This is a genomic window from Limimaricola sp. AA108-03 (assembly GCF_050847355.1).
Lineage (GTDB): Bacteria > Pseudomonadota > Alphaproteobacteria > Rhodobacterales > Rhodobacteraceae > Limimaricola.
The window spans coordinates 2203393-2222350 of the sequence record NZ_CP193755.1; the positions used below are offsets into that span (position 1 = coordinate 2203393).

At 69.4% G+C, this 18958-nt stretch carries 15 protein-coding genes; 9 read left to right on the top strand and 6 right to left on the bottom strand.

The window, feature by feature from the left end; all coding sequences use genetic code 11:
• Positions 1–82 precede the first annotated feature (82 nt).
• A complete protein-coding gene (locus ACRAQ3_RS10750) occupies positions 83–673 on the top strand; it encodes a copper chaperone PCu(A)C (RefSeq protein ID WP_432254615.1) in 591 nt (196 codons plus the stop codon).
• Between the two features lie 21 nt (positions 674–694).
• Here the strand turns inward: ACRAQ3_RS10750 and argE are convergent, their stop codons facing one another.
• The gene (argE, locus tag ACRAQ3_RS10755; RefSeq protein ID WP_432254616.1) at positions 695–1819 is read right to left on the bottom strand and encodes an acetylornithine deacetylase; all 1125 of its coding nucleotides are present in this window, start codon (positions 1817–1819) and stop codon (positions 695–697) included.
• Positions 1816–3000 (bottom strand): M24 family metallopeptidase, encoded by a 1185-nt coding sequence (locus ACRAQ3_RS10760; RefSeq protein ID WP_432254617.1) that lies wholly within the window; start codon positions 2998–3000, stop codon positions 1816–1818. Before ACRAQ3_RS10760 ends, argE begins: the two co-directional genes overlap by 4 nt.
• Positions 3001–3225: 225 nt before the next feature.
• Between ACRAQ3_RS10760 and ACRAQ3_RS10765 the strand changes: the two genes are divergently transcribed.
• From ACRAQ3_RS10765 to ACRAQ3_RS10785, 5 genes are all read left to right on the top strand, one after another.
• Positions 3226–5040, top strand: a complete 1815-nt coding sequence (locus ACRAQ3_RS10765) for a PAS domain-containing protein (RefSeq protein ID WP_432254618.1) — start codon at positions 3226–3228, stop codon at positions 5038–5040.
• Between the two features lie 136 nt (positions 5041–5176).
• Positions 5177–6787, top strand: a complete 1611-nt coding sequence (locus ACRAQ3_RS10770; protein WP_432254619.1) for a glucan biosynthesis protein — start codon at positions 5177–5179, stop codon at positions 6785–6787.
• Entirely contained in the window at positions 6772–6969 is a 198-nt protein-coding gene (locus ACRAQ3_RS10775) for a hypothetical protein (RefSeq protein WP_432254620.1), read from the top strand. The genes ACRAQ3_RS10770 and ACRAQ3_RS10775 overlap by 16 nt, the downstream gene beginning before the upstream one ends.
• Position 6970: 1 nt before the next feature.
• The gene (gene mdoH, locus ACRAQ3_RS10780; RefSeq protein WP_432254621.1) at positions 6971–8731 is read left to right on the top strand and encodes a glucans biosynthesis glucosyltransferase MdoH; all 1761 of its coding nucleotides are present in this window, start codon (positions 6971–6973) and stop codon (positions 8729–8731) included.
• The gene (locus tag ACRAQ3_RS10785) at positions 8724–9923 is read left to right on the top strand and encodes an OpgC family protein (RefSeq protein WP_269396032.1); all 1200 of its coding nucleotides are present in this window, start codon (positions 8724–8726) and stop codon (positions 9921–9923) included. The genes mdoH and ACRAQ3_RS10785 overlap by 8 nt, the downstream gene beginning before the upstream one ends.
• Here ACRAQ3_RS10785 and nadC read toward each other — a convergent pair.
• The 4 genes from nadC to ACRAQ3_RS10805 all read right to left on the bottom strand — a co-directional run bounded on the left by nadC (position 9920) and on the right by ACRAQ3_RS10805 (position 14902).
• Complete coding sequence (gene nadC, locus ACRAQ3_RS10790) at positions 9920–10762, bottom strand: carboxylating nicotinate-nucleotide diphosphorylase (RefSeq protein ID WP_432254622.1); 843 nt, start codon at positions 10760–10762, stop codon at positions 9920–9922. The genes ACRAQ3_RS10785 and nadC overlap by 4 nt on opposite strands.
• On the bottom strand, positions 10759–12321 hold the full coding sequence (locus tag ACRAQ3_RS10795; protein ID WP_432256279.1) for an L-aspartate oxidase: 1563 nt from the start codon (positions 12319–12321) through the stop codon (positions 10759–10761). Before ACRAQ3_RS10795 ends, nadC begins: the two co-directional genes overlap by 4 nt.
• 8 nt (positions 12322–12329) lie before the next feature.
• The gene (nadA, locus tag ACRAQ3_RS10800; protein WP_432254623.1) at positions 12330–13382 is read right to left on the bottom strand and encodes a quinolinate synthase NadA; all 1053 of its coding nucleotides are present in this window, start codon (positions 13380–13382) and stop codon (positions 12330–12332) included.
• Positions 13383–13453: 71 nt separating this feature from the next.
• The gene (locus tag ACRAQ3_RS10805) at positions 13454–14902 is read right to left on the bottom strand and encodes a hypothetical protein (RefSeq protein WP_432254624.1); all 1449 of its coding nucleotides are present in this window, start codon (positions 14900–14902) and stop codon (positions 13454–13456) included.
• Between the two features lie 233 nt (positions 14903–15135).
• Here ACRAQ3_RS10805 and ACRAQ3_RS10810 point away from each other — a divergent pair, with 233 nt between their 5' ends.
• The 3 genes from ACRAQ3_RS10810 to ACRAQ3_RS10820 all read left to right on the top strand — a co-directional run bounded on the left by ACRAQ3_RS10810 (position 15136) and on the right by ACRAQ3_RS10820 (position 18957).
• Positions 15136–16719: an ABC transporter substrate-binding protein gene (locus tag ACRAQ3_RS10810; protein WP_269396037.1), complete on the top strand. Its 1584-nt coding sequence runs from the start codon at positions 15136–15138 to the stop codon at positions 16717–16719.
• A 322-nt stretch (positions 16720–17041) separates the two neighbouring features.
• Positions 17042–18049, top strand: a complete 1008-nt coding sequence (locus ACRAQ3_RS10815) for an ABC transporter permease subunit (protein ID WP_085895662.1) — start codon at positions 17042–17044, stop codon at positions 18047–18049.
• Positions 18049–18957, top strand: a complete 909-nt coding sequence (locus ACRAQ3_RS10820) for an ABC transporter permease subunit (protein ID WP_432254625.1) — start codon at positions 18049–18051, stop codon at positions 18955–18957. Before ACRAQ3_RS10815 ends, ACRAQ3_RS10820 begins: the two co-directional genes overlap by 1 nt.
• Position 18958: the final 1 nt, after the last annotated feature.

Consider the following 18958-nt stretch of genomic DNA (forward strand, 5'->3'; position numbering starts at 1 on the left):
GCGACGCCGGGTCGCTTTTTCGGGCAGGGTGCCGCTGTTATGTGCAATGCGCGAAACGCCCCTGCATTCAGGAAGATCCCCCATGACCCTTCGCCCCCTCGCCTTTCTCGCCACCATCGGCCTCGCCGGTGCGGCGCAGGCGCATGACTACGGCAGCGGCGACCTGACCGTACTGCACCCCTTTGCCATCGAGACGGCCGAGCGCGCCACCACCGGTGCCGGCTACTTCGCGATCCGCAACGATGGCGATGCCGCCGACGCGCTGATCGCGGTGGAGGCCGATTTTCCGAAGGTCGCGCTGCACGAGGCGGTGGAGACCGATGGGATGATGACGATGCAGCCGCTGGAGCGCATCGAGATCGCGCCGGGCGAAACGGTGACCCTCGCCCCCGGTCGGGGCGGCCACGTGATGTTCATGGGGCTCGAGAACCCGTTCGAGGTCGATGGGCGCTTTGCCGCGACGCTGGTCTTCGAGACGGCGGGGCCGGTCGAGGTCGAGTTCGTGGTCGAGCCACGCCCCGAGGCGGGCACCCCCCGTGAGGGCATGGATCACGGCGACATGGATCACGAGGCCATGGGTCATGGCGCGATGAATGAGGGCGAGATGGACCATGGCGATATGGATCACGGCGCCATGATCGAAGGCGACGACGCTCCTGCCGCCGCACAATAAGGCCACAAGCTGACCGCGTCCCTAGAGGCGCGCGGCCAGGCCGTCGAGCATATCGAGGCAGGCGGCGAGCTGGCGCTCTTCGAGATACTCGTCCGGGCGATGCGCCTGCGCGATGTCGCCGGGTCCGCACAGCACCGCATCCATGCCCAGCGCCTGCCAGATCCCGGCCTCGGTCCCGAAGGGCACGAGGCCCGGGGCACCGCCGACGATCCCCAGGAGCAGGTCGCGCGCGGCATTGGCGGCGCGCGGCTCGAGCCCCGCCACCTCGCCGAAGACCTCGGCCTCGATGCCGAGCCCCGGATGGGCAGCCCGCTCCGCCGCCTCATATGCCGCGAGTTGGCGTTTCACGTGCGACGCTTCGGCCGCATCGACCGGGCGCATCTCCCATTCGACCTCCGCCTGCCCCGCGATCACGTTGCGCGCCGTGCCCGCCGCGATCCGCCCGACGCTGATCGTGGCCCATGGCGGATCGAAGACACCCTCGGGGCGCATTGCCTTCAGTTCTTGTGCCAGCGCCTCGAGCCGGAGCGCGAAGCGCGCCGCCGCCTGGGCCGCGTTGATGCCACGGTCGGGGGCCGAGCCATGGCCGTCGCGCCCGGTGAAGCGCGTGGTGTATTCATGGCAGCCCTTGTGCCCCTCGATCACCCGCATCCGCGTCGGCTCGCCGATGATCGCCAGCGCCGGGCGCGGTCCTTCGCGGACCAGGATTTCGGCCAGCGCCCGCGCGCCGAGGCAGCCCACCTCCTCGTCATGGGTGAAGACGAGATGCACCGGCGCACCGCAGCCGGCGAAGCGCGGCGCCATCGCCACGCAGGCGGCGTTGAACCCCTTCATGTCGCAGGTACCACGTCCGTAAAACCGCCCCTCCGCCCGCCGAAGCCGGAACGGGTCCGAGGACCACCCCTCCCCGGGCGGCACCACGTCGAGATGGCCCGAGAGCATCAGCCCGCCCTCCGCCTTTGGCCCGAAGGACGCCACGAGATTGAGCTTGTCGCCGCTCGCGTCGGGAAAGAGCGATACCCGCGCCCCCTGCCCGGCAAGCCGCTCCGCCAGCATTTCGGCCAGGGCGCGGTTGGACCGGTCCGAAACGGTCGGATGCGCCACCATCTCGGACAGAAGCGCGATCGCCTGCTCCAAGACGCTCACGGCTTCACGAAGAGCTTGCGGTCGAGATCGCACAGCGTTTCGGCGGAACCGCTGTCGCGGATCAGGATCGTCTCGGTGGTCTCCAGCCCCCAGCCCTCCATCCAGATGCCCGGCATGAAATGAAAGGTCATGCCCGGCTCCAGCACCGTCAGGTCGCCCTTGCGCAGGCTCGCGGTCCGCTCGCCCCAATCGGGCGGGTAGCTCAGCCCCACCGGATAGCCGCAGCGGTTCGGCCGGTGGATGCCGATGCGCCGCAGCGGCGCGTGCAACGCCGCGGCGATGTCCTGCGTGGTGTTGCCGGGCCGCGCCGCCTCCAGCCCGGCTTCCAGCCCCTCGGTCAGCGCCTCGGCGGCGCGGGCCATGTCGGCGGGCGGCTCGCCGAGATGGACCGTGCGACACAGCGGCGCGTGGTAACGGCGGACGCAGCCCGACAGTTCGAAGAAGGTCGCCTCGCCGCGGCGCATCTCCTCGCCGTTCCATGTCAGGTGCGGTGCGCTGGCATCGGCGCCGGACGGCATCAAAGGGACGATGGCGGCGTAATCGCCCCAATCCTCGCCGACCCCGCGCACGGCGGCACGCATCACCTCGCCCACAAGCTCGTTCTTGCGCCGCCCCGGTTCGGCCAGTTCGATCGCCAGCCGGGCGATGGTCTCGGAAATCCGCGCCGCGCGCCGCATCAGCGCGATCTCGGGGGCCGACTTCACCAGCCGCCGCCAGTTCACCAGCGCCGTGGCATCGATGAATTCCGCCTCGGGCAGCCCGGTCTCCAGCACCGCATGGGCCCGCGCGGAGTAGTAGTAGTTGTCCATCTCGACGCCGATCCGCGCACCGCCATGACCCATGCCGATCAGCCGCGCCGCGAGATCCTGCATCGGGTGACGCGTGGCCGACTGCACGTAACGGTCGTCATAGCCGAGAATGCAGGCCTCGCTCATCCAGACGGTGCGCAGCGCCCCGGCGGTGTCCTGCATCCGGCCCCACCAGCAGGGCTCTCCGTCGAGCGGCAGGATCACGCCCTGATGCACGTAGAACGACCATCCGTCATAACCGGTGAGCCAGTTCTGGTTCGACGGGTCGGTGACGAAGAGCACGTCGATGCCTGCCTCGGCCATGGCACGGCGGGTCGCGGCAAGGCGGCGCTCGTATTCGGCTCGCTCGAACGGGGCGGCGTGAGGTCCCATGAATCTCTCCTCTGAACCCGACCAGCCGATCCCGGGCGATGACCATGGGTCAATTCCGATGGCGGCGGAAACTGTCCGAAAAGCGACCTTCCCACGCATCGAAGCGAGTCGATCCGCCACAACGATCGGCGGCAAATCGCCGGTTCCGTTTCCATCCAGAGAGCGCTTGGTCGCGCCCTGAAAATCGACCTATTCTAAAGTAGTGGTATATGAGTGGCGGTGCATATGAGTCAGAGCTGCGTGACGGAACTCCACCGCTGCGGCGCGGGGATCGAGGAGGAGGCGCTCGCGGCGTCGCTCGATCTTTTGCCGTCGCCGACCTGGGTGGCCGATCCGGTCTGCGGCGGTGTTCACTTCAACCGCGCCTGGCTCGAGTTTCGCGGCCGGACCCTGTCGCAGGAACTGGGCCGGGGCTGGTTCACGGGCATCCATCCTGAGGACCACGACAAGCTCGACACCTACAGGATCGCGCTGTCGGCGGGGCGGCCCTATCAGGTGGAGTACCGGCTGCGCCGGCATGACGGCGTCTGGCGCTGGATGCTGGATACCGGCGCACCGCGCTTCGCGCCGGATGGCGAGCTGATCGGGTTCATCGGCAGCTGTGTCGATATCACGGTCCGCCGCGAGGCCGAAATGACCCTCGCCGAGAACGAGGCGCGGCTGCGCAGCGTCACGGAGAATGTCCCGGGCTACATCTTCCAGCGGATCGTGCATCCCGACGGACGGGCCGAATACCCGATCTTCAACGGTGCCGGTGAGCGGGAGAACGGCGGCACGGCCCGTTTCGGCGCCGAGGCGCTGGGTCAGATGGTCCATCCCGAGGATCTGCCTGCGATGCAGGTACGCTATGCCGAGGCCGTGAGCACCATGGGCCGGCTGGACTGCGAGGGACGTTTGGTGCTGCCCGACGGCGAAAGCCGCTGGATCCGCTCCCTGTCGCAACCGCGCCCGCGGGCAGATGGCGCGCTGATCTGGGACGGGGTGATGCTCGACATCACCGAGCAGCGCGAACGCGAAGCCGCGCTCGAACGCTCGGCCATGATGCTGGGAATGAGCATCGAGATCGCGGCGATCGGGACTTGGGAGTTCGCCCCCGAAACCGGCCTGATCGCCGCCTCGGCCCGCGTGCAGGCGATGTTCCAGCTGCCGGAAAGCGAGGGCCCGCGCCCGTTCGAAGACTATCTCGACCGGGTCCACCCGGAGGATCGCGACGCGGTGTACCAGGACATGCGCGATGCCCGGGTCGAGGGGGCCGAAATGGCGCGGGTCTACCGCCTTGCGCCGCCCGATGGTCCGCAACGCTGGGTCAGCATGCGTGGCCGGCTGGTCCGGCTCGCCGATGGGAGCCGTCGGCTCATCGGCGCCATCACCGACATCACCGAAACCAAGCGCCACGAGGCCGAGCGCGAGGCGGCGCTCACGCATCGCCAGACGCTGCTGGCCGAGCTGAACCACCGGATGAAGAACAACCTGCACCTGATCCTGTCGATGCTGCGGCTGGAGGCGGGGCGGTTCCAAGGCCCGGACTCCTTTGCCACGGCGATCGAGCGGATCGAGGCGGTGGCGGCGCTGCACGCGCAGCTCGGCTTTTCCGAGGGCGCCGGGCGCGTCAGCTTCTGCGGCTATCTCGAGGATCTCGCGGGCAAGCTGCGCCGCTCTCTGCTCGAGGGCACCGGCATCCGGCTCGACTGCACCGCCGAGCCCCTCGATCTCGATCTCGACCTGGCCGTGCCGCTCGGCATCGTCATCAACGAGCTGGTCACCAACTCCATCAAGCACGCCTTCCCGCAAGGCGCGGGACTGATCCGCCTCGGGCTGTCCCGCAAGGCGGATGGTGGGCTTCTGGTGGTGGTCGAGGATGACGGGTACGGCCCCGAGGGGGCCGCGCCCGACACGCCCGAGACGACGTCGTATCCCTGCTCCGGATCGGGCATGGGGTCGCGGCTCGTGGCCGGGCTCTGCGCGCAGATCGGGGCCCGGCTCAAGAGCCATAGCCTGCCTGGAATGAGGCACGAGATCCACTTGCCGCCGCAGGGCTGATCAGACTTGGCCAAGTGCCGCCAATGCATGGCTGGTAGACCGACAAGCGCATTGCAACCTGCGCCCGGCTGCCTCATGGGAAGACGAAATGCGCAGGGCGATTCCCGTTGCGCCCCAAACGCCTAAAAGACCAGCCATGCCCGATTTCCCGACGACTTCACCGCGCTTCGACCGCCGGAGCCTGCTGCGCGCCATCGGCGCCTCGGCCACGCTTCTGGCCGGCCTCGGCGGTGCCGCACCGCTCCGTGCCCAGACCGACCGTCCGAGGGTGATCCCCCCGGCCGAAGAGGAGGTGGCGACCCCCTTCGACTTCGAGATGCTGACCGCAGAGATGCGGGCCCTCGCCGCCGAGCCCCCCGCCCCGGTGGAGCGCCCCGCCCTGCCCCTGGGCCCGCTGGGTTACGACGACTATCGCCTCATCGCCTTCAAGCCCGAGAACGCGCGCTGGCGCGGCGCCGAGACGCCGTTCCGGCTGCACGCCTTCCACATGGGCTGGCTGTTCGAAGAGCCGGTGCGGCTTTACCAGATGCGCGACGGCATGGCCCGGCCGATGCGCTTCGACACGCAGGATTTCGACTATCACGGCCGCCTCTCCGAGAAGGCCGAGAAGATCGCCGAGCTTCCGGGCGTCGCGGGTTTCCGGCTCAACGCGCCCCTGAACCGGCCCGATCGCGAGGACGAGCTGGTGGCGTTTCTCGGCGCCAGCTACTTCCGCGCTCTGGGCCGCGACAGCCGCTACGGGCTGAGCGCGCGCGGCGTCGCCGTCGACACCGCCACCTCGCGCGCCGAGGAATTCCCGCGCTTCAGCCGGTTCTGGCTGGAGCCGGGCGACCGGCAGGTGACGATCTATGCCGCGCTCGAGGGCGAGACGCTGACCGGAGCCTACCGCCTCATGGTGACGCCCGGGCAGGACACCGAGATCGAGGTGACCGCGCGGCTGTTCTTCCGCCGCAGCCCGGAGCAGCTCGGCGTCGCGCCGCTGACCTCGATGTTCCTGTTCTCCGAGAAGAACCGGGCCGAATTCGACGATTACCGCCCTGCCGTGCATGACAGCGACGGGCTGAGGATCGAGCGGCGCGACGGCGATGTGCTGTGGCGTCCGCTCAACAACCCGCCGCGCCTCTCCTCGTCCTATTTCGGCGAGGAAAGCCCGCGCGCCTTCGGCCTGTACCAGCGCGACCGCGATTTCGAGAACTATCAGGATAGCGGCGCACGTTACGAGCGGCGCCCCTCGCTCAGGGTCGAGCCGATCGGTGACTGGGGCCGCGGCGCGGTCCGGCTCGTCGAGATTCCGACCGATCTCGAGGCAAACGACAACATCGTCGCCTTCTGGGTGCCCGAAGGCAAAATTGCCGCAGGCGATGAGCGCGAGTTCGCCTACCGTCTGCGCTGGGGCGATCTGTCCGCCGACACCGCTTCCGAGACCGCCCATGTGGCCGAGACCCGGGCCGGGGCGGGCGGTGTCTCGGGCGTCGAGAGCGTGGCCGGCACCCGGAAATTCGTCATTGATCTCAAGGGCGGCGCGCTGGAGCGCCTTTCGGCCGAGGCCGAGGTCGAACTCAAGGCCGAGGCGCATGGCGGCGAGATCCTGTCGCAGACGCTGGAGCGGATCGAGGCCAGCGGCCAGTGGCGCGCGGTGCTTGATGTCTCCGCCCCGCCCGACGCTACGGTCGAACTGACCGCGCATGTGGCCGGTTTCGGCCGCAAGCTCTCGGAAACCTGGCTTTATCAGTGGATCAACGCCTGATGCTCGACCGGACCCTTTCGCTGCCCGACCTCGACACCGCCCGCCTCGAAGCGGAGGCCGCGGAGCGCGGAGCGCTGCCCGATGCCCCGCTGGCCATGCCGCGCCAGCGGCTGGAGCGGACGGCGACGCCCGCCCTGCTGGCCCGCCTGCGGGCGCTTCTGGCACCGCGTCTGGACGCCTGACATGTCCCCGACAGGCCCGATGCGGGCACGGGTCGCGGCGCTGGGCGCGAGCCTCGCGCTCGCGGCCGGTGCCTTCACCCTGTTCTTCGCCCAGCGCCAGACCGGCGGGCTCTGGGTCGAGTTCGCGCGCAGCCTGCTGATCCTGATGGCCACCTTCTGGCTGAGCTGGGGCGCGGCGCAGGCCGTGCTCGGCCTGTGGCCGGGCCGCGCGCGCGCGCCACGCCGCGCCGAGCCGCAGGGACGCTGCGCGATCCTCGTGCCGGTGCACGAGGAGGACCCGCGCGCGACCTTCTCGCGCATCGCCGCGATGGACGCGGCGCTGGCCCGGACGCCGCAGGCCGGGCTGTTCGATTTCGCGATCCTGTCCGACACCCGCTCGGCGCAGGGCGCGACGCGCGAGGCGGCATGGTATCTCGCGCTGCTGCGGGCGCGTGACGCGGAAGGGCGCATCTTCTATCGCCGCCGAACCTCCAATGCCGGTCGCAAGGCGGGCAATATCGAGGATTTCATCAAGAGTTCGGGCGCGGCCTACGAGTATGCGCTGATCCTCGACGCCGACAGCCTGATGTCGGCCGAGACCATCATCGAGATGGCGCGCCGCATGGCGGGCGAGCCACGGCTCGGGCTCTTGCAGAGCCTTCCGGGCGTGATCCGTGCCGGCTCCGTTTTCGGGCGGGCGATGCAGTTCTCGGCGGCGCTGCATTCGCCGATCTTCGCGCGCGGCGTGGCGCGGCTGCAGGGCGAGACCGGGCCGTTCTGGGGCCACAACGCGATGGTGAGGATGCGCGCCTTCGCGGAGAGTTGCGCGCTGCCCGACCTCGCCGGGCCGCCGCCCTTCGGCGGTCACATCCTGAGCCACGACTATGTCGAGGCGGCGCTCTTGGCGCGGGCGGGCTGGATCGTGCGGCTCGACGAGGATCTCGCGGGTTCCTACGAGGAAGGGCCCGAGAACATCCTCGCCCATGCCAAGCGCGATCGCCGCTGGTGCCAAGGCAACCTGCAGCACGCGCGGCTGCTGACGGCGCCGGGGCTGCGCCCATGGAGCCGCTTCGTGTTCCTGCAGGGCATTCTCGCCTATGTCTCGTCGCTGTTCTGGCTGGGCTTCCTCGCCACGACGATCATCGCCCCGGCGCTGCGGGTCGAGCCGGATTACTTCCCGCTCCCCGGCTGGTCCTTTCCGGTGCTGCCGCCCAACGAGACCACCCGCACCGCCGGGCTGATCATCGGCGTGCTCGGGCTGTTGATCCTGCCCAAGCTGATGATCGCGGTGCAGGCGATCCGGTCGGGCCGCGCGGCGGGCTTTGGCGGCTCGGTGCGCCTCATGGCCTCGACCATGGCCGAGATCGCGTTGTCGAGCGTCACCGCGCCGATCTTCCTGATGTTCCAGACCCGCTCGGTGCTGCAGGTGCTATCGGGCCGGGATGGCGGCTGGCCGGCCTCGGCGCGCGGCGAGGGCCGTCTGGGCCTCGTCGAGAGCTGGCAGGCGAGCCGCTGGATCTCGGTCGCGGGCCTTGCCGGTCTGGCCGCCACCTGGCGGCTGTCGCCCGAGCTGGTGGGCTGGCTGATCCCGGTGGCGGGGCCGATGATCGCGGCGCCGCTGGTGATCTGGGCCACCTCCCTGCCCTGCCGCGCGCTGTTCGCGGTGCCGTCCGAAACCCGACCCGACCCGATCCTCGGCCAGCAGGACGAGGTTCTCGCGGCCTGGGCCCCGCTGAGCGACAGCGAGGCCGCCCACCCCCGGCAGGAGCCGCAACATGCCTGAGCAAACCGTCTCGATCCCGGTCGCGCGCCAGCTGCCGAAACCCCGGGACCCCCGGCTCGACGTGCTGCGCGGGCTGGCGCTGGTGATGATCTTCATCAACCACGTGCCGGGCAATTTCTGGGAAGACTGGACCAGCCGCAATTTCGGCTTTTCCGATGCCGCCGAGGGCTTCGTGCTGATGGCGGGGATCTCGGCCGGTCTGGCCTATTCGGCGGGCTTCCGGGTCCGCTGGCCGTGGCAGGGCGTGGCGAAGATCTGGCGCCGGGCCTGGACGCTCTATCTCGTGCACCTGCTGATCACCTTGTCCGCGCTGATGATCGCGGCGGCGCTGGCGCGTTTCGCCGACATGCCCGCCATGCTGTGGAAGCACGGCATGGGCCTGCTGTTCCGTGATCCGCTGGGCTTTCTGATCGGTGTGCCGACGCTCGGCTTCCAGATCGGCTATGCCAACATCCTGCCGCTCTATTTCGTGCTGCTGATGGCGGCGCCGCTTGTGCTCTGGGCGGCGGTGCGGCGACCGCTCTGGACCCTCGCGGCCTCGGCGCTCCTGTGGATGGCGGCCGCGCATTTCCGGCTGACGCTGCCCAACTATCCCACGGGCGGCTGGCAGTTCAGCCCGCCGGCCTGGCAGCTGCTGTTCGTGCTCGGCCTCGTCACGGGCATCATGGCCAAGCAGGGCCGCAGGCTCGTGCCCGCGCGGCGCTGGATCATGGGGGTGGCCGTGGCCTTTCTGGTGCTGTCGCTGGCCTGGATGAACCTTCCGGGCTTTGGCAAGACCGGCAATCACCTACTCTGGATGGCGAACCAGCAGGGCGTGCCGGGTTTCATGACCAGCTTCAACAAGCCATATCTGAACCTGCCGCGGCTGCTGCACCTGCTGGCGTTGTTCTACGTGCTGGCATCATGGGGCGCGGTGCGTCGCGCCTGCGCCTCGCGGCTCGCGGCCCCCTTCGCGCTCCTGGGGCGGCAGGCGCTGCCGGTCTTCGCTCTGGGCTCGATCACCATCTACCTGATCCAGGGCATCAAGACCGAGACCGGCGAGAACTTCGCGCTCGACACGATGATGCTCGGCGCCGGTCTGGCGCTGCAATTCGCCTTCGCCGCCGCGCGGCAGTACTGGCCCGCCGATCGCGATGCCGCGGCGCGGGTCGCGGCTGCCTCGCCCGCACCGGAAAAGGCGCTCGCCGCTTAGAAGTCGAGCCCGAGATCAAGGGTGCGTGCCGAATGGGTCAGCGCGCCGGAGGAGACGTAGTCAACCCCGGTGGCGCAGACCTCGGCCACCCGTTCGCGCCGCATGTTGCCCGAGGCTTCGGTCACGAGACGCCCGCCGACCATCTCGACGGCGCGGGCCAGGTCGGCGGTCGACATGTTGTCGAGCAGCACGACATCGGCGCCGCCGACCTCCAGCACCTCGGCGAGCTGGTCCAGCGTATCGACCTCGATCTCGATCTTGAGCATGTGCGAGGCCGAGGCCATCGCGGCACGCAGCGCGGCGCGGATGCCGCCCGCCGCCGCGATGTGGTTGTCCTTGATCAGGATCGCGTCCGACAGGCCGTAGCGGTGATTGAAGCCGCCGCCATGCAGCACCGCGAGCTTCTCGGCGGCGCGCAGGCCGGGCGTGGTCTTGCGGGTGCAGGTGACGCGGGTGGCGGTGCCGGCCGTCTCCTTCACGAAACCGGCGGTCAGCGTGGCGATGCCCGAGAGCCGCCCGGCGAAGTTGAGCGCGACGCGCTCGGCCGAGAGGATCGAAGCGGCCGAGCCCTCGATCTCCATCAGCGTGTCGCCGGGGGCGCAGGCGGCGCCGTCGGCGAGGCGGGTGGTGACCCGCAGCGTCGGATCGACGAGGCGGAACGCGATGGCCGCGATCTGAAGCCCCGACACCACGCCAGGCTCGCGCGCGTTGATCCGCGCGGCATAGGTCGTGTCGGGCGGGATCACGGCGCGGGTGGTGACGTCGCCATAGGCGCCCAGGTCCTCGTGCAGCGCATGGCGCACCATCGGCTCGAGCAACAGGTCGGGGATCAGGGTCATGCGGTCTCCGTGGCCGCGCATTCGGCGCGGATCTTCAGGGCATCTTCGAGCGTCAGGCGGCTGCGATGCGCCTGCGCGGGGTCGGTATCGGGGAAATCGGTGCGGCAATGGCCGCCCCGGCTTTCGGTGCGTCGCAGGGCCGCGGCGGCGATCAGCGTCGCGGTCGCGGTCATGGTGCGGAACGCGGGCGCGGGTTCGGCAGTCTCAAGCGCGGCGATGCCCGCGAGCGCGCGGCGCAGCCCGGGCCCGTCGCGCAGCACCGCGACATGGTCGGTCATCAGGCGGCGCAAAGCGGCCACGTTTTCGGGTGCAGGACCATGGCCGCCGGGGCCGAAGGCGACGGCGATCTCGGGCGCGGTGACGGGCATGCCCGTCCGGCCCATGATGTCCTCGGCGCAGCGACGTGCGAAGACGAGCGCCTCCAGGAGCCCGTTCGAGGCGAGGCGGTTCGCCCCGTGCAGACCGGTCGAAGCCGCTTCGCCGCAGGCCCAGAGGCCTTCGAGACTGCTGCGTCCCCGCGCGTCTGTCTCGACGCCGCCCATATGGTAATGCGCGGCGGCCGCGACCGGGATGGTCCCCGCGACCGGGTCGATCCCGGCCCGCGCGCAGGCCTCTGCCACCGCCGGGAACTTCTCGACCACGCTCGGGCCAAGGGCGGCGCGGGTGTCGAGCGCCGGGTTGCGGCCCGCCTGCCGCTCGGCAAAGACGGCGCGGGCGACGATGTCGCGCGGGGCCAGTTCGGCATCGGGATGCTGCGCCGTCATGAAGCGCTCGCCCGCACCGTTGACCAGCCACGCCCCCTCGCCGCGCAGCGCCTCGGTGGCGAGCGGCAGCGGGTCCTCGCCCGTCGCGATGGCGGTGGGATGGAACTGCACGAACTCGGCATCGGCGATCATGGCGCCCGCGCGCGCCGCGGCGCCGATCACCTGGCCCCGGATGCGGGGCGGGTTGGTCGTGTGCAGCCACAGCCCGCCCGAACCGCCGCCGGCGAGCAGCACGGCGGGGGCCTCGATGGTCACCGGGGCCGAACCCGCCACGGCCTCGATCTCGACCCCCGTGACCCGACCACCGGAGGCCGCGATGCCGGTGAGCAGCGCGCCGGGCAAGATCTGCACCGACGGCGTGCGCGCCAGCGCCGCGATCAGCGTGTCCATGATCTGCCGACCGGCCTGATCGCCCTTGACCCGCACCACACGCGCCGCGCCATGCGCCGCCTCGCGCGACAGCACGTAGCCGCCTTGCGCATCGCGGTCGAAGGGCGTGCCGAGACCGGTCAGCTCGTGGATATGCTCGCGCGCCGCCCGTGTGACGAGATCGGCGATGGCGGCGTCGACGGTGCCCGCGCCCGCCGCCACCGTGTCGGCGGCATGGGCCTCGGGGCTGTCGGCGGCGTCCATGGCGGCGGCGACGCCGCCCTGTGCCCAGGCGCTGCTCGCGCCCTGCCCCGGCGGCTCCGGCGCGATCATCAATACCGGGCGCGGCGCCAGAGCGAGGGCGGCGGAAATCGCGCCGAGACCGGCACCGATAATGACGACGCGCTCGGTGCGCAGGCGGGTCATCGTCAAGATCAGGCCTTGGCCAGGCTGCGCGACAGCTCGATCATCCGCTCCACCGCGCGGCGCGCCGGCACCGCGACCTCCTCGGGGACGACCACCTCGGGCGACAGGGTATGCAGCGACCACAGCACCTTCTCGAGGCTGATCATCTTCATGTAGGGGCACATGTTGCACGGCTTCTGGAACGCCACGTCCGGGAACGCGTCGGTGATGTTCGAGGCCATCGAGCATTCGGTGACCAGAAGCGCCTTCTTCGGGCGCTCGCGGTCGATCCAGTCGATGATGCCGCTGGTGGAGCCGGTGAAATCGGCCTCGGCGGTCACCTCGGTCGTGCATTCGGGGTGGGCGATGATCTTCACCTCCGGGTCGGCGGCGCGGTAGGCGCGCATCTCCTCGGCGGTGTACTGCTCGTGCACGATGCAGCTGCCCTCCCACCAGACGATGCGCTTCGACGAAGCCTTGGCCACGTTGCGCGCGAGGTGCTGGTCGGGGGTCATGATGACCGTGTCGCTCTCCATCGCCTCGACGATCTGCAGCGCGTTGGCCGAGGTGCAGCAGATGTCCGAGGCGGCCTTCACCTCGGCGGTGGTGTTGACGTAGCTCACCACCGGCGCGCCCGGGTATCGGCGACGCATCTCGGCGATGCCCTCGGCGGTGATGCTCTCGGCCAGCGAGCAACCAGCCTCCATGTCGGGCATCAGCACGGTCTTGGCCGGGTTCAGGATCTTCGAGGTCTCGGCCATGAAATGCACGCCGCATTGCACGATCACCTGCGCCTCGACCTTCGTGGCCTCGATCGCCAGCTGCAGGCTGTCGCCGACCACGTCGGCGATGCCGTGATAGATCTCGGGCGTCATGTAATTGTGCGCGAGGATCACCGCGTCGCGCTCGCGCTTGAGCTTGTTGATCGCTTCGACATAGGGGGCGTGCATCGCCCAGTCGACCGGGCTCAGCACCTTGTCCATGCGGGCGTAGAGATCGGCCTGGCGCTCCGCCGCCTCCACCGATGGTGCGAGATCGTAATGCCGCGCGAGTTCCTCGCGCATGATGCGTGTCTCGAACATGTGCCTCACCTTGCGTCAGTCGATGGCGTTGGCACATACAGTGCCCGGCGGAGAAGTTCCAGATCGCGCGTTCAGGACCAAAGGCCGAAGCCCACCGCCCAGAGCGTCAGCAGCACGCCGGTGACCAGCGCGTAGGCGCCGTTCCACTTCAGCCCGACATGCAGCGCGCTCTTGCCCGCGAAATTGCCGGTGAGCAGCGTCGTCGCGGTGAAGGGCGAGGTGATCCCCGAAATCGCCCAGCCGGCGGTGATCGCGATGAACAGCGCGACAGGGCTCACCCCCATCGCCTCGGGAGACGGCAGCAGCGGGAACAGCAGCGTCACGGCGAGGATCGGGTTCATGCCGACCTGACCGGTCACGGGGATGAACCAGACCAGCAGGCCAAGGATCAACGGTCCGGGCAGCGCCTCGATCAGCGGCGCGAACTCGGCCACATGCGGCGCCAGCAGTCCCGCACCCGCGGTGCCGATATATCCCGCCATCATCAGCAGCGTCAGTTCGGGCCGGTAGCGCGGCAGTTCGCGCGCCGTGTAGCGGCCCGCTCGCGCGAGCGCCCCGCGCGGCCCCTCCTGCAACAGCACCCAGCCCAGCGCCAGAAGCGGTACCACCAGAAGCACCGCGCCGACCACCCGCACCTCGAAGGCCACGTGCAGCAGCCAGACCGGCAGACCGAGCAGCGCCAGAAGCAGCACCAGCGGCAGCACCGCCTTCGGGCCGCCCTCGGGCGCGTGGCGCACCGGGGTGCGCGAGAGCTTCGGCTTGAAGATCTGGTCCATCGCCCAACCGGTGCCGGCAACGATCAGCCCGGTCACCATCGCGGGCAGCACCGTGGATTTATAAGGCGCACCCGGCAGCAGCGCGCCGGTGATCGCGACCGAGAAGGAGAGCGGCGACCAGGGCAGCACCGACACGAAGCCGCGCTGGATCGCCAGCAGCATGCGCCGGGTGCGGTGAAACCGGATCTCGGGGTCCGGCTCGCGCTCGGAACTGGCGACCGAGAGGCTCCCCAGAAGCGCGATCGAGCCGTAATTGAGCAGCACCGAGAAGGCCTGCCCTCCCAGCGTCAGCGCGAGGTAGCGCCGCCCCGGCGGCTGCGCCGCCAGATACTGGCCGCAGGCCCGGATCGCGGGCGAGGTCTCGGCCGCCGAGCGCAGCGTGGCGAGCGCCACGAAGAAGGCGCCGATGAAGGCCGCGGAGCCGAAGCCGGCGAGGACTCGCGCGGTCCAGTCGCCGCCCTGCGCCCAGAGCGCCGCCGTGACCAGAAGTGCCACCACCACGAAGCCCAGCCGCCGCCCGCGCAACCGCCATGCCAGCAGCGCCACGACGACCGGCACCAGCAGCGCCGCGGCCCGCCCCGCCCCGGTCGCGGGAGCCCAATCCTTGAGCGTGACGCAGAGGGTCAGCGTCACCAGCGCCATGCCGAGCAGAGGCTCGGGCCGCATGGCGGCAGGCGGCGCGTCGTGCCCGGCGCGGGCGGGGCGCGCCGCGCGCCGCACGGGAAAGCGGAACTGGAAGGCCATGAATCGGGGTCCGGAATTGCTCGCGCGACCATGGCCCCGCGCGCAGGCGCCCGCAAGGCAGGCCGCGCCGCCGAAAGCGGGGCGAATAACCGGTCGGATCGTCCCGTTTCCGCCGGGTCAGAGGAACGGGGGGTCTTGCCTGACGCGTCCCGCTGGGACAGGCTGCCGTCACAACGCATCGGCCAACCGGCGAAACATGTGCCGGAGAAGGTCGGGCTGACAGGGAGAACGACATGAAGATGAAGACATGGCTCGCCGCCGGCGCCGCCACCCTCGCGCTTGCGGGCGCCGCCCAGGCGCAGAACCTCGTCTATTGCTCGGAAGGCAGCCCCGAGGGCTTCGACCCGGCGCTCTACACCTCCGGCACCACTTTCGACGCCTCGTCGCACACGGTCTACAACCAGCTGGTCGAGTTCAAGACCGGCACCACCGAGGTGGTTCCGGGACTCGCCGAGAGCTGGGAAGTCTCCGAGGATGGCACCGAGATCACCTTCAAGCTGCGCCAGGGCGTGAAATTCCACTCGAACGACCAGTTCACCCCGTCGCGCGACTTCAACGCCGACGACGTGATCTTCTCCTTCGAGCGCCAGGGCAAGGACGACCACCCGTTCCACATGGCCTCGGGCGGCACCTGGGAATACTACCAGGGCATGTCGATGCCCGACCTGATCGAGAGCATCGAGAAGGTCGATGACTACACCGTCAAGTTCAAGCTGACCCGCCCCGAGGCACCCTTCGTCGCCAACATGGCGATGGACTTCGCCTCGATCCTCTCGGCCGAGTATGCCGACGCGGTCGCGGACAACCCGGAGATGCTGAACCAGCAGCCGATCGGCACCGGCCCGTTCAGCTTCGTGGCCTACCAGAAGGACGCGGTGATCCGCTACGAGCGCTTCGACGACTACTGGGGCGAGCCCGCCAAGGTCGAGAACCTGATCTTCGCGATCACCCCCGACGCCTCCGTCCGCTACCAGAAGCTGCAGGCGGGCGAGTGCCACGTCATGCCCTACCCGAACCCCGCCGACATCGCCGCGATGAAGGAGGCCGAGGGCATCGAGGTGATGGAGCAGGAAGGCCTCAACGTCGGCTACCTCGCCTACAACACGACGCAGGCGCCGTTCGACCAGCCCGAGGTGCGCAAGGCGCTCAACATGGCGATCGACAAGCAGGCGATCCTCGACGTGGTGTTCCAGGGCTCCGGCAAGGTCGCCAAGAACCCGATCCCGCCGACCATGTGGTCCTACAACGACGCGGTCGAGGACGATCCCTACGATCCCGAGGCCGCCAAGCAGATGCTGGAAGAAGCCGGCGTCAGCGATCTGAGCATGAAGATCTGGGCGATGCCGGTGCAGCGCCCCTACAACCCGAACGCCCGGCGCATGGCCGAGCTGATCCAGGAAGACATGTCCGAGATCGGCGTCGACGTGGAGATCGTCTCCTACGAGTGGGGCGAGTATCTCGAGCGGTCCAAGGCCGAGGATCGCGACGGCGCGGTGCTGCTGGGCTGGACCGGCGACAATGGCGACCCGGACAACTTCCTCGCCGTGCTGCTTGGCTGTGACGGCGTCGGCGGCTCGAACCGCGCGCAGTGGTGCAACGAGGAGTTCGAGGCGCTGATCCAGGAAGCCAAGACCAAGTCCACCCAGGAAGAGCGCGCCGCGCTCTACGAAGAGGCGCAGATGGTCTTCAAGGAGCAGGCACCCTGGGCCACCATCGCCCATTCGGTCGTCTCGATGCCAATGCGCGAAGAGGTCGAGGGCTATGTGGTGCACCCGCTGGGCGGCCACTTGTTCGACAACGTCTCGATCGCCGAATAAACCGCGCGACAGCGCAACCGGGGTCCGGGGCCGTCATGGCCCCGGACCTTTCGCATATCCGGGGCATGGCGCTTGACCGTCGCGTCACCGGGGGCGCAGGCTCGGGTCACGACCCGGCGTCAGGCATCACGAAAACTCGACAAGTCCGTGAACTCTGTGATACGTGGCGCGCTTCAAGGGCGGAACCGACGGTTCTGCCGCCGACCGAGACCCCGATTGCCCGATCACCCGCAACAGGAGACCCGTACCGGCATGGTCACCCTCGATTCCCACGGCAGCGCCGCGTTCGCGCGGTCCGGCCCCGACATGGCGGGCCGCTGAGATGCTGCGCTACGTGCTGTCGCGCTTCGCGACCTTCCTGCCGACCTTCATCGGCGTCACCCTCATCTCCTTCGCCTTCATCCGCGTGCTGCCGGGCGATCCGATCATCGTCATGGCGGGCGAGCGCGGCATGACGCAGGAACGCTATGACGAGCTGGTCGTGCAGTTCGGCTTCGACCGGCCGATCCTCGCGCAGTACTGGGATTACCTGACCGGCGTGCTGCAGGGCGATCTCGGCAACAGCTACGTCACCAAGCGCCCGGTCTGGGACGAGTTCTTCGCGCTGTTCCCGGCGACGCTGGAGCTGTCGATCTGCGCGATGATCTTCGCGGTGGCGCTGGGCCTTCCCGCGGGCGTGATCGCGGCGATGAACCGCGGCAAGTTCTTCGACCGGACGCTGATGTCCACCGCGCTGGTGGGCTACTCGATGCCGATCTTCTGGTGGGCGCTGCTCCTGATCATCGTGTTCTCGGGCAATCTCGGCTGGACCCCGGTCTCGGGCCGGATCGACCTGCTCTACTATTTCGACGACGTCACCGGCTTCATGCTGATCGACAGCCTGATCTCGGGCCAGGACGGCGCCTTCACCTCCGCCGTGCGACACCTGATCCTGCCGACCATCGTGCTCGGAACCATCCCGCTCGCGGTGATCGCGCGCCAGACCCGCTCGGCCATGCTCGAGGTCCTCGGCGAGGATTACATCCGCACGGCACGGGCCAAGGGCCTGCCGCCGGGCCGGATCAACGGGCTGCACGCGCTCCGCAACGCGTTGATCCCGGTCATCACCGTGATCGGCCTGTCGGTCGGCACGCTGCTCGCCGGCGCGATCCTGACCGAGACGATCTTCTCCTGGCCGGGCATCGGCAAGTGGATGGTCGATTCGATCTTCCGCCGCGACTACCCGGTCGTGCAGGGCGGCCTGCTGCTCATCGCCGTGATGGTGATGGTGGTGAACCTGACCGTCGACCTGCTCTACGGCCTCATCAATCCCAAGATCAGGAAGCGCTGATGGACCACGCACTTTCCAAAGAGGTGGAAACCCAGGTCGAGAAGCGTCCCGGCCGGCTCTCCGAGTTCTGGTTCTATTTCCGCGAGAACCGCGGCGCCGTGTTCGGCTTCTGGGTCTTCGTCGTCTTCGTGTTCATCGCGGCCACCGCGCCGTGGATCGCGCCGCACGACCCGACGCAGCAGTTCCGCGAATTCGCGCTGATCCCGCCCGCGTGGCAGGAGGGCGGCAACTGGAGCTTCCCGCTGGGCACCGACCCCTTGGGCCGCGACATGCTCTCGCGGCTCTTGAACGGCGCGCGCTACTCGTTCTTCGTGGGCATCGTCGTGGTCGTGGTCGCGGCGTCGGGCGGCATCCTCCTGGGCCTGCTGGCGGGCTTCTCGCCGAAATGGCTCGACGCGATCATCATGCGGCTGATGGACATCATCCTCGCCTTTCCGTCGCTCTTGCTGGCGCTGGTGCTGGTGGCGATCCTCGGGCCATCGCTCCTGAACGCGATGATCGCCATCGCGATCGTGCTGCAGCCGCATTACGTGCGCCTGACCCGCGCCAGCGTGATCGGCGAGCTGGGCGAGGACTACGTCACCTCGGCCCGCGTCGCGGGTGCCGGGCTGTGGCGGCTGATGTTCGTCACGGTGCTGCCGAACTGCCTCGCTCCGATCATCGTGCAGGCGGCGCTCAGCTTCTCCACCGCGATCCTCGACGCGGCGGCGCTGGGCTTCCTCGGCATGGGCGCGCAGCCTCCGACCCCGGAATGGGGCACGATGCTGGCCGAGGCGCGCGAGTTCATCCTGCGCGCATGGTGGGTGGTCACCCTGCCCGGCCTCGCGATCCTGATCACCGTGCTCGCCATCAACCTGATGGGCGATGGTCTGCGCGACGCGCTCGACCCGAAACTGAAGCGGAGCTGAT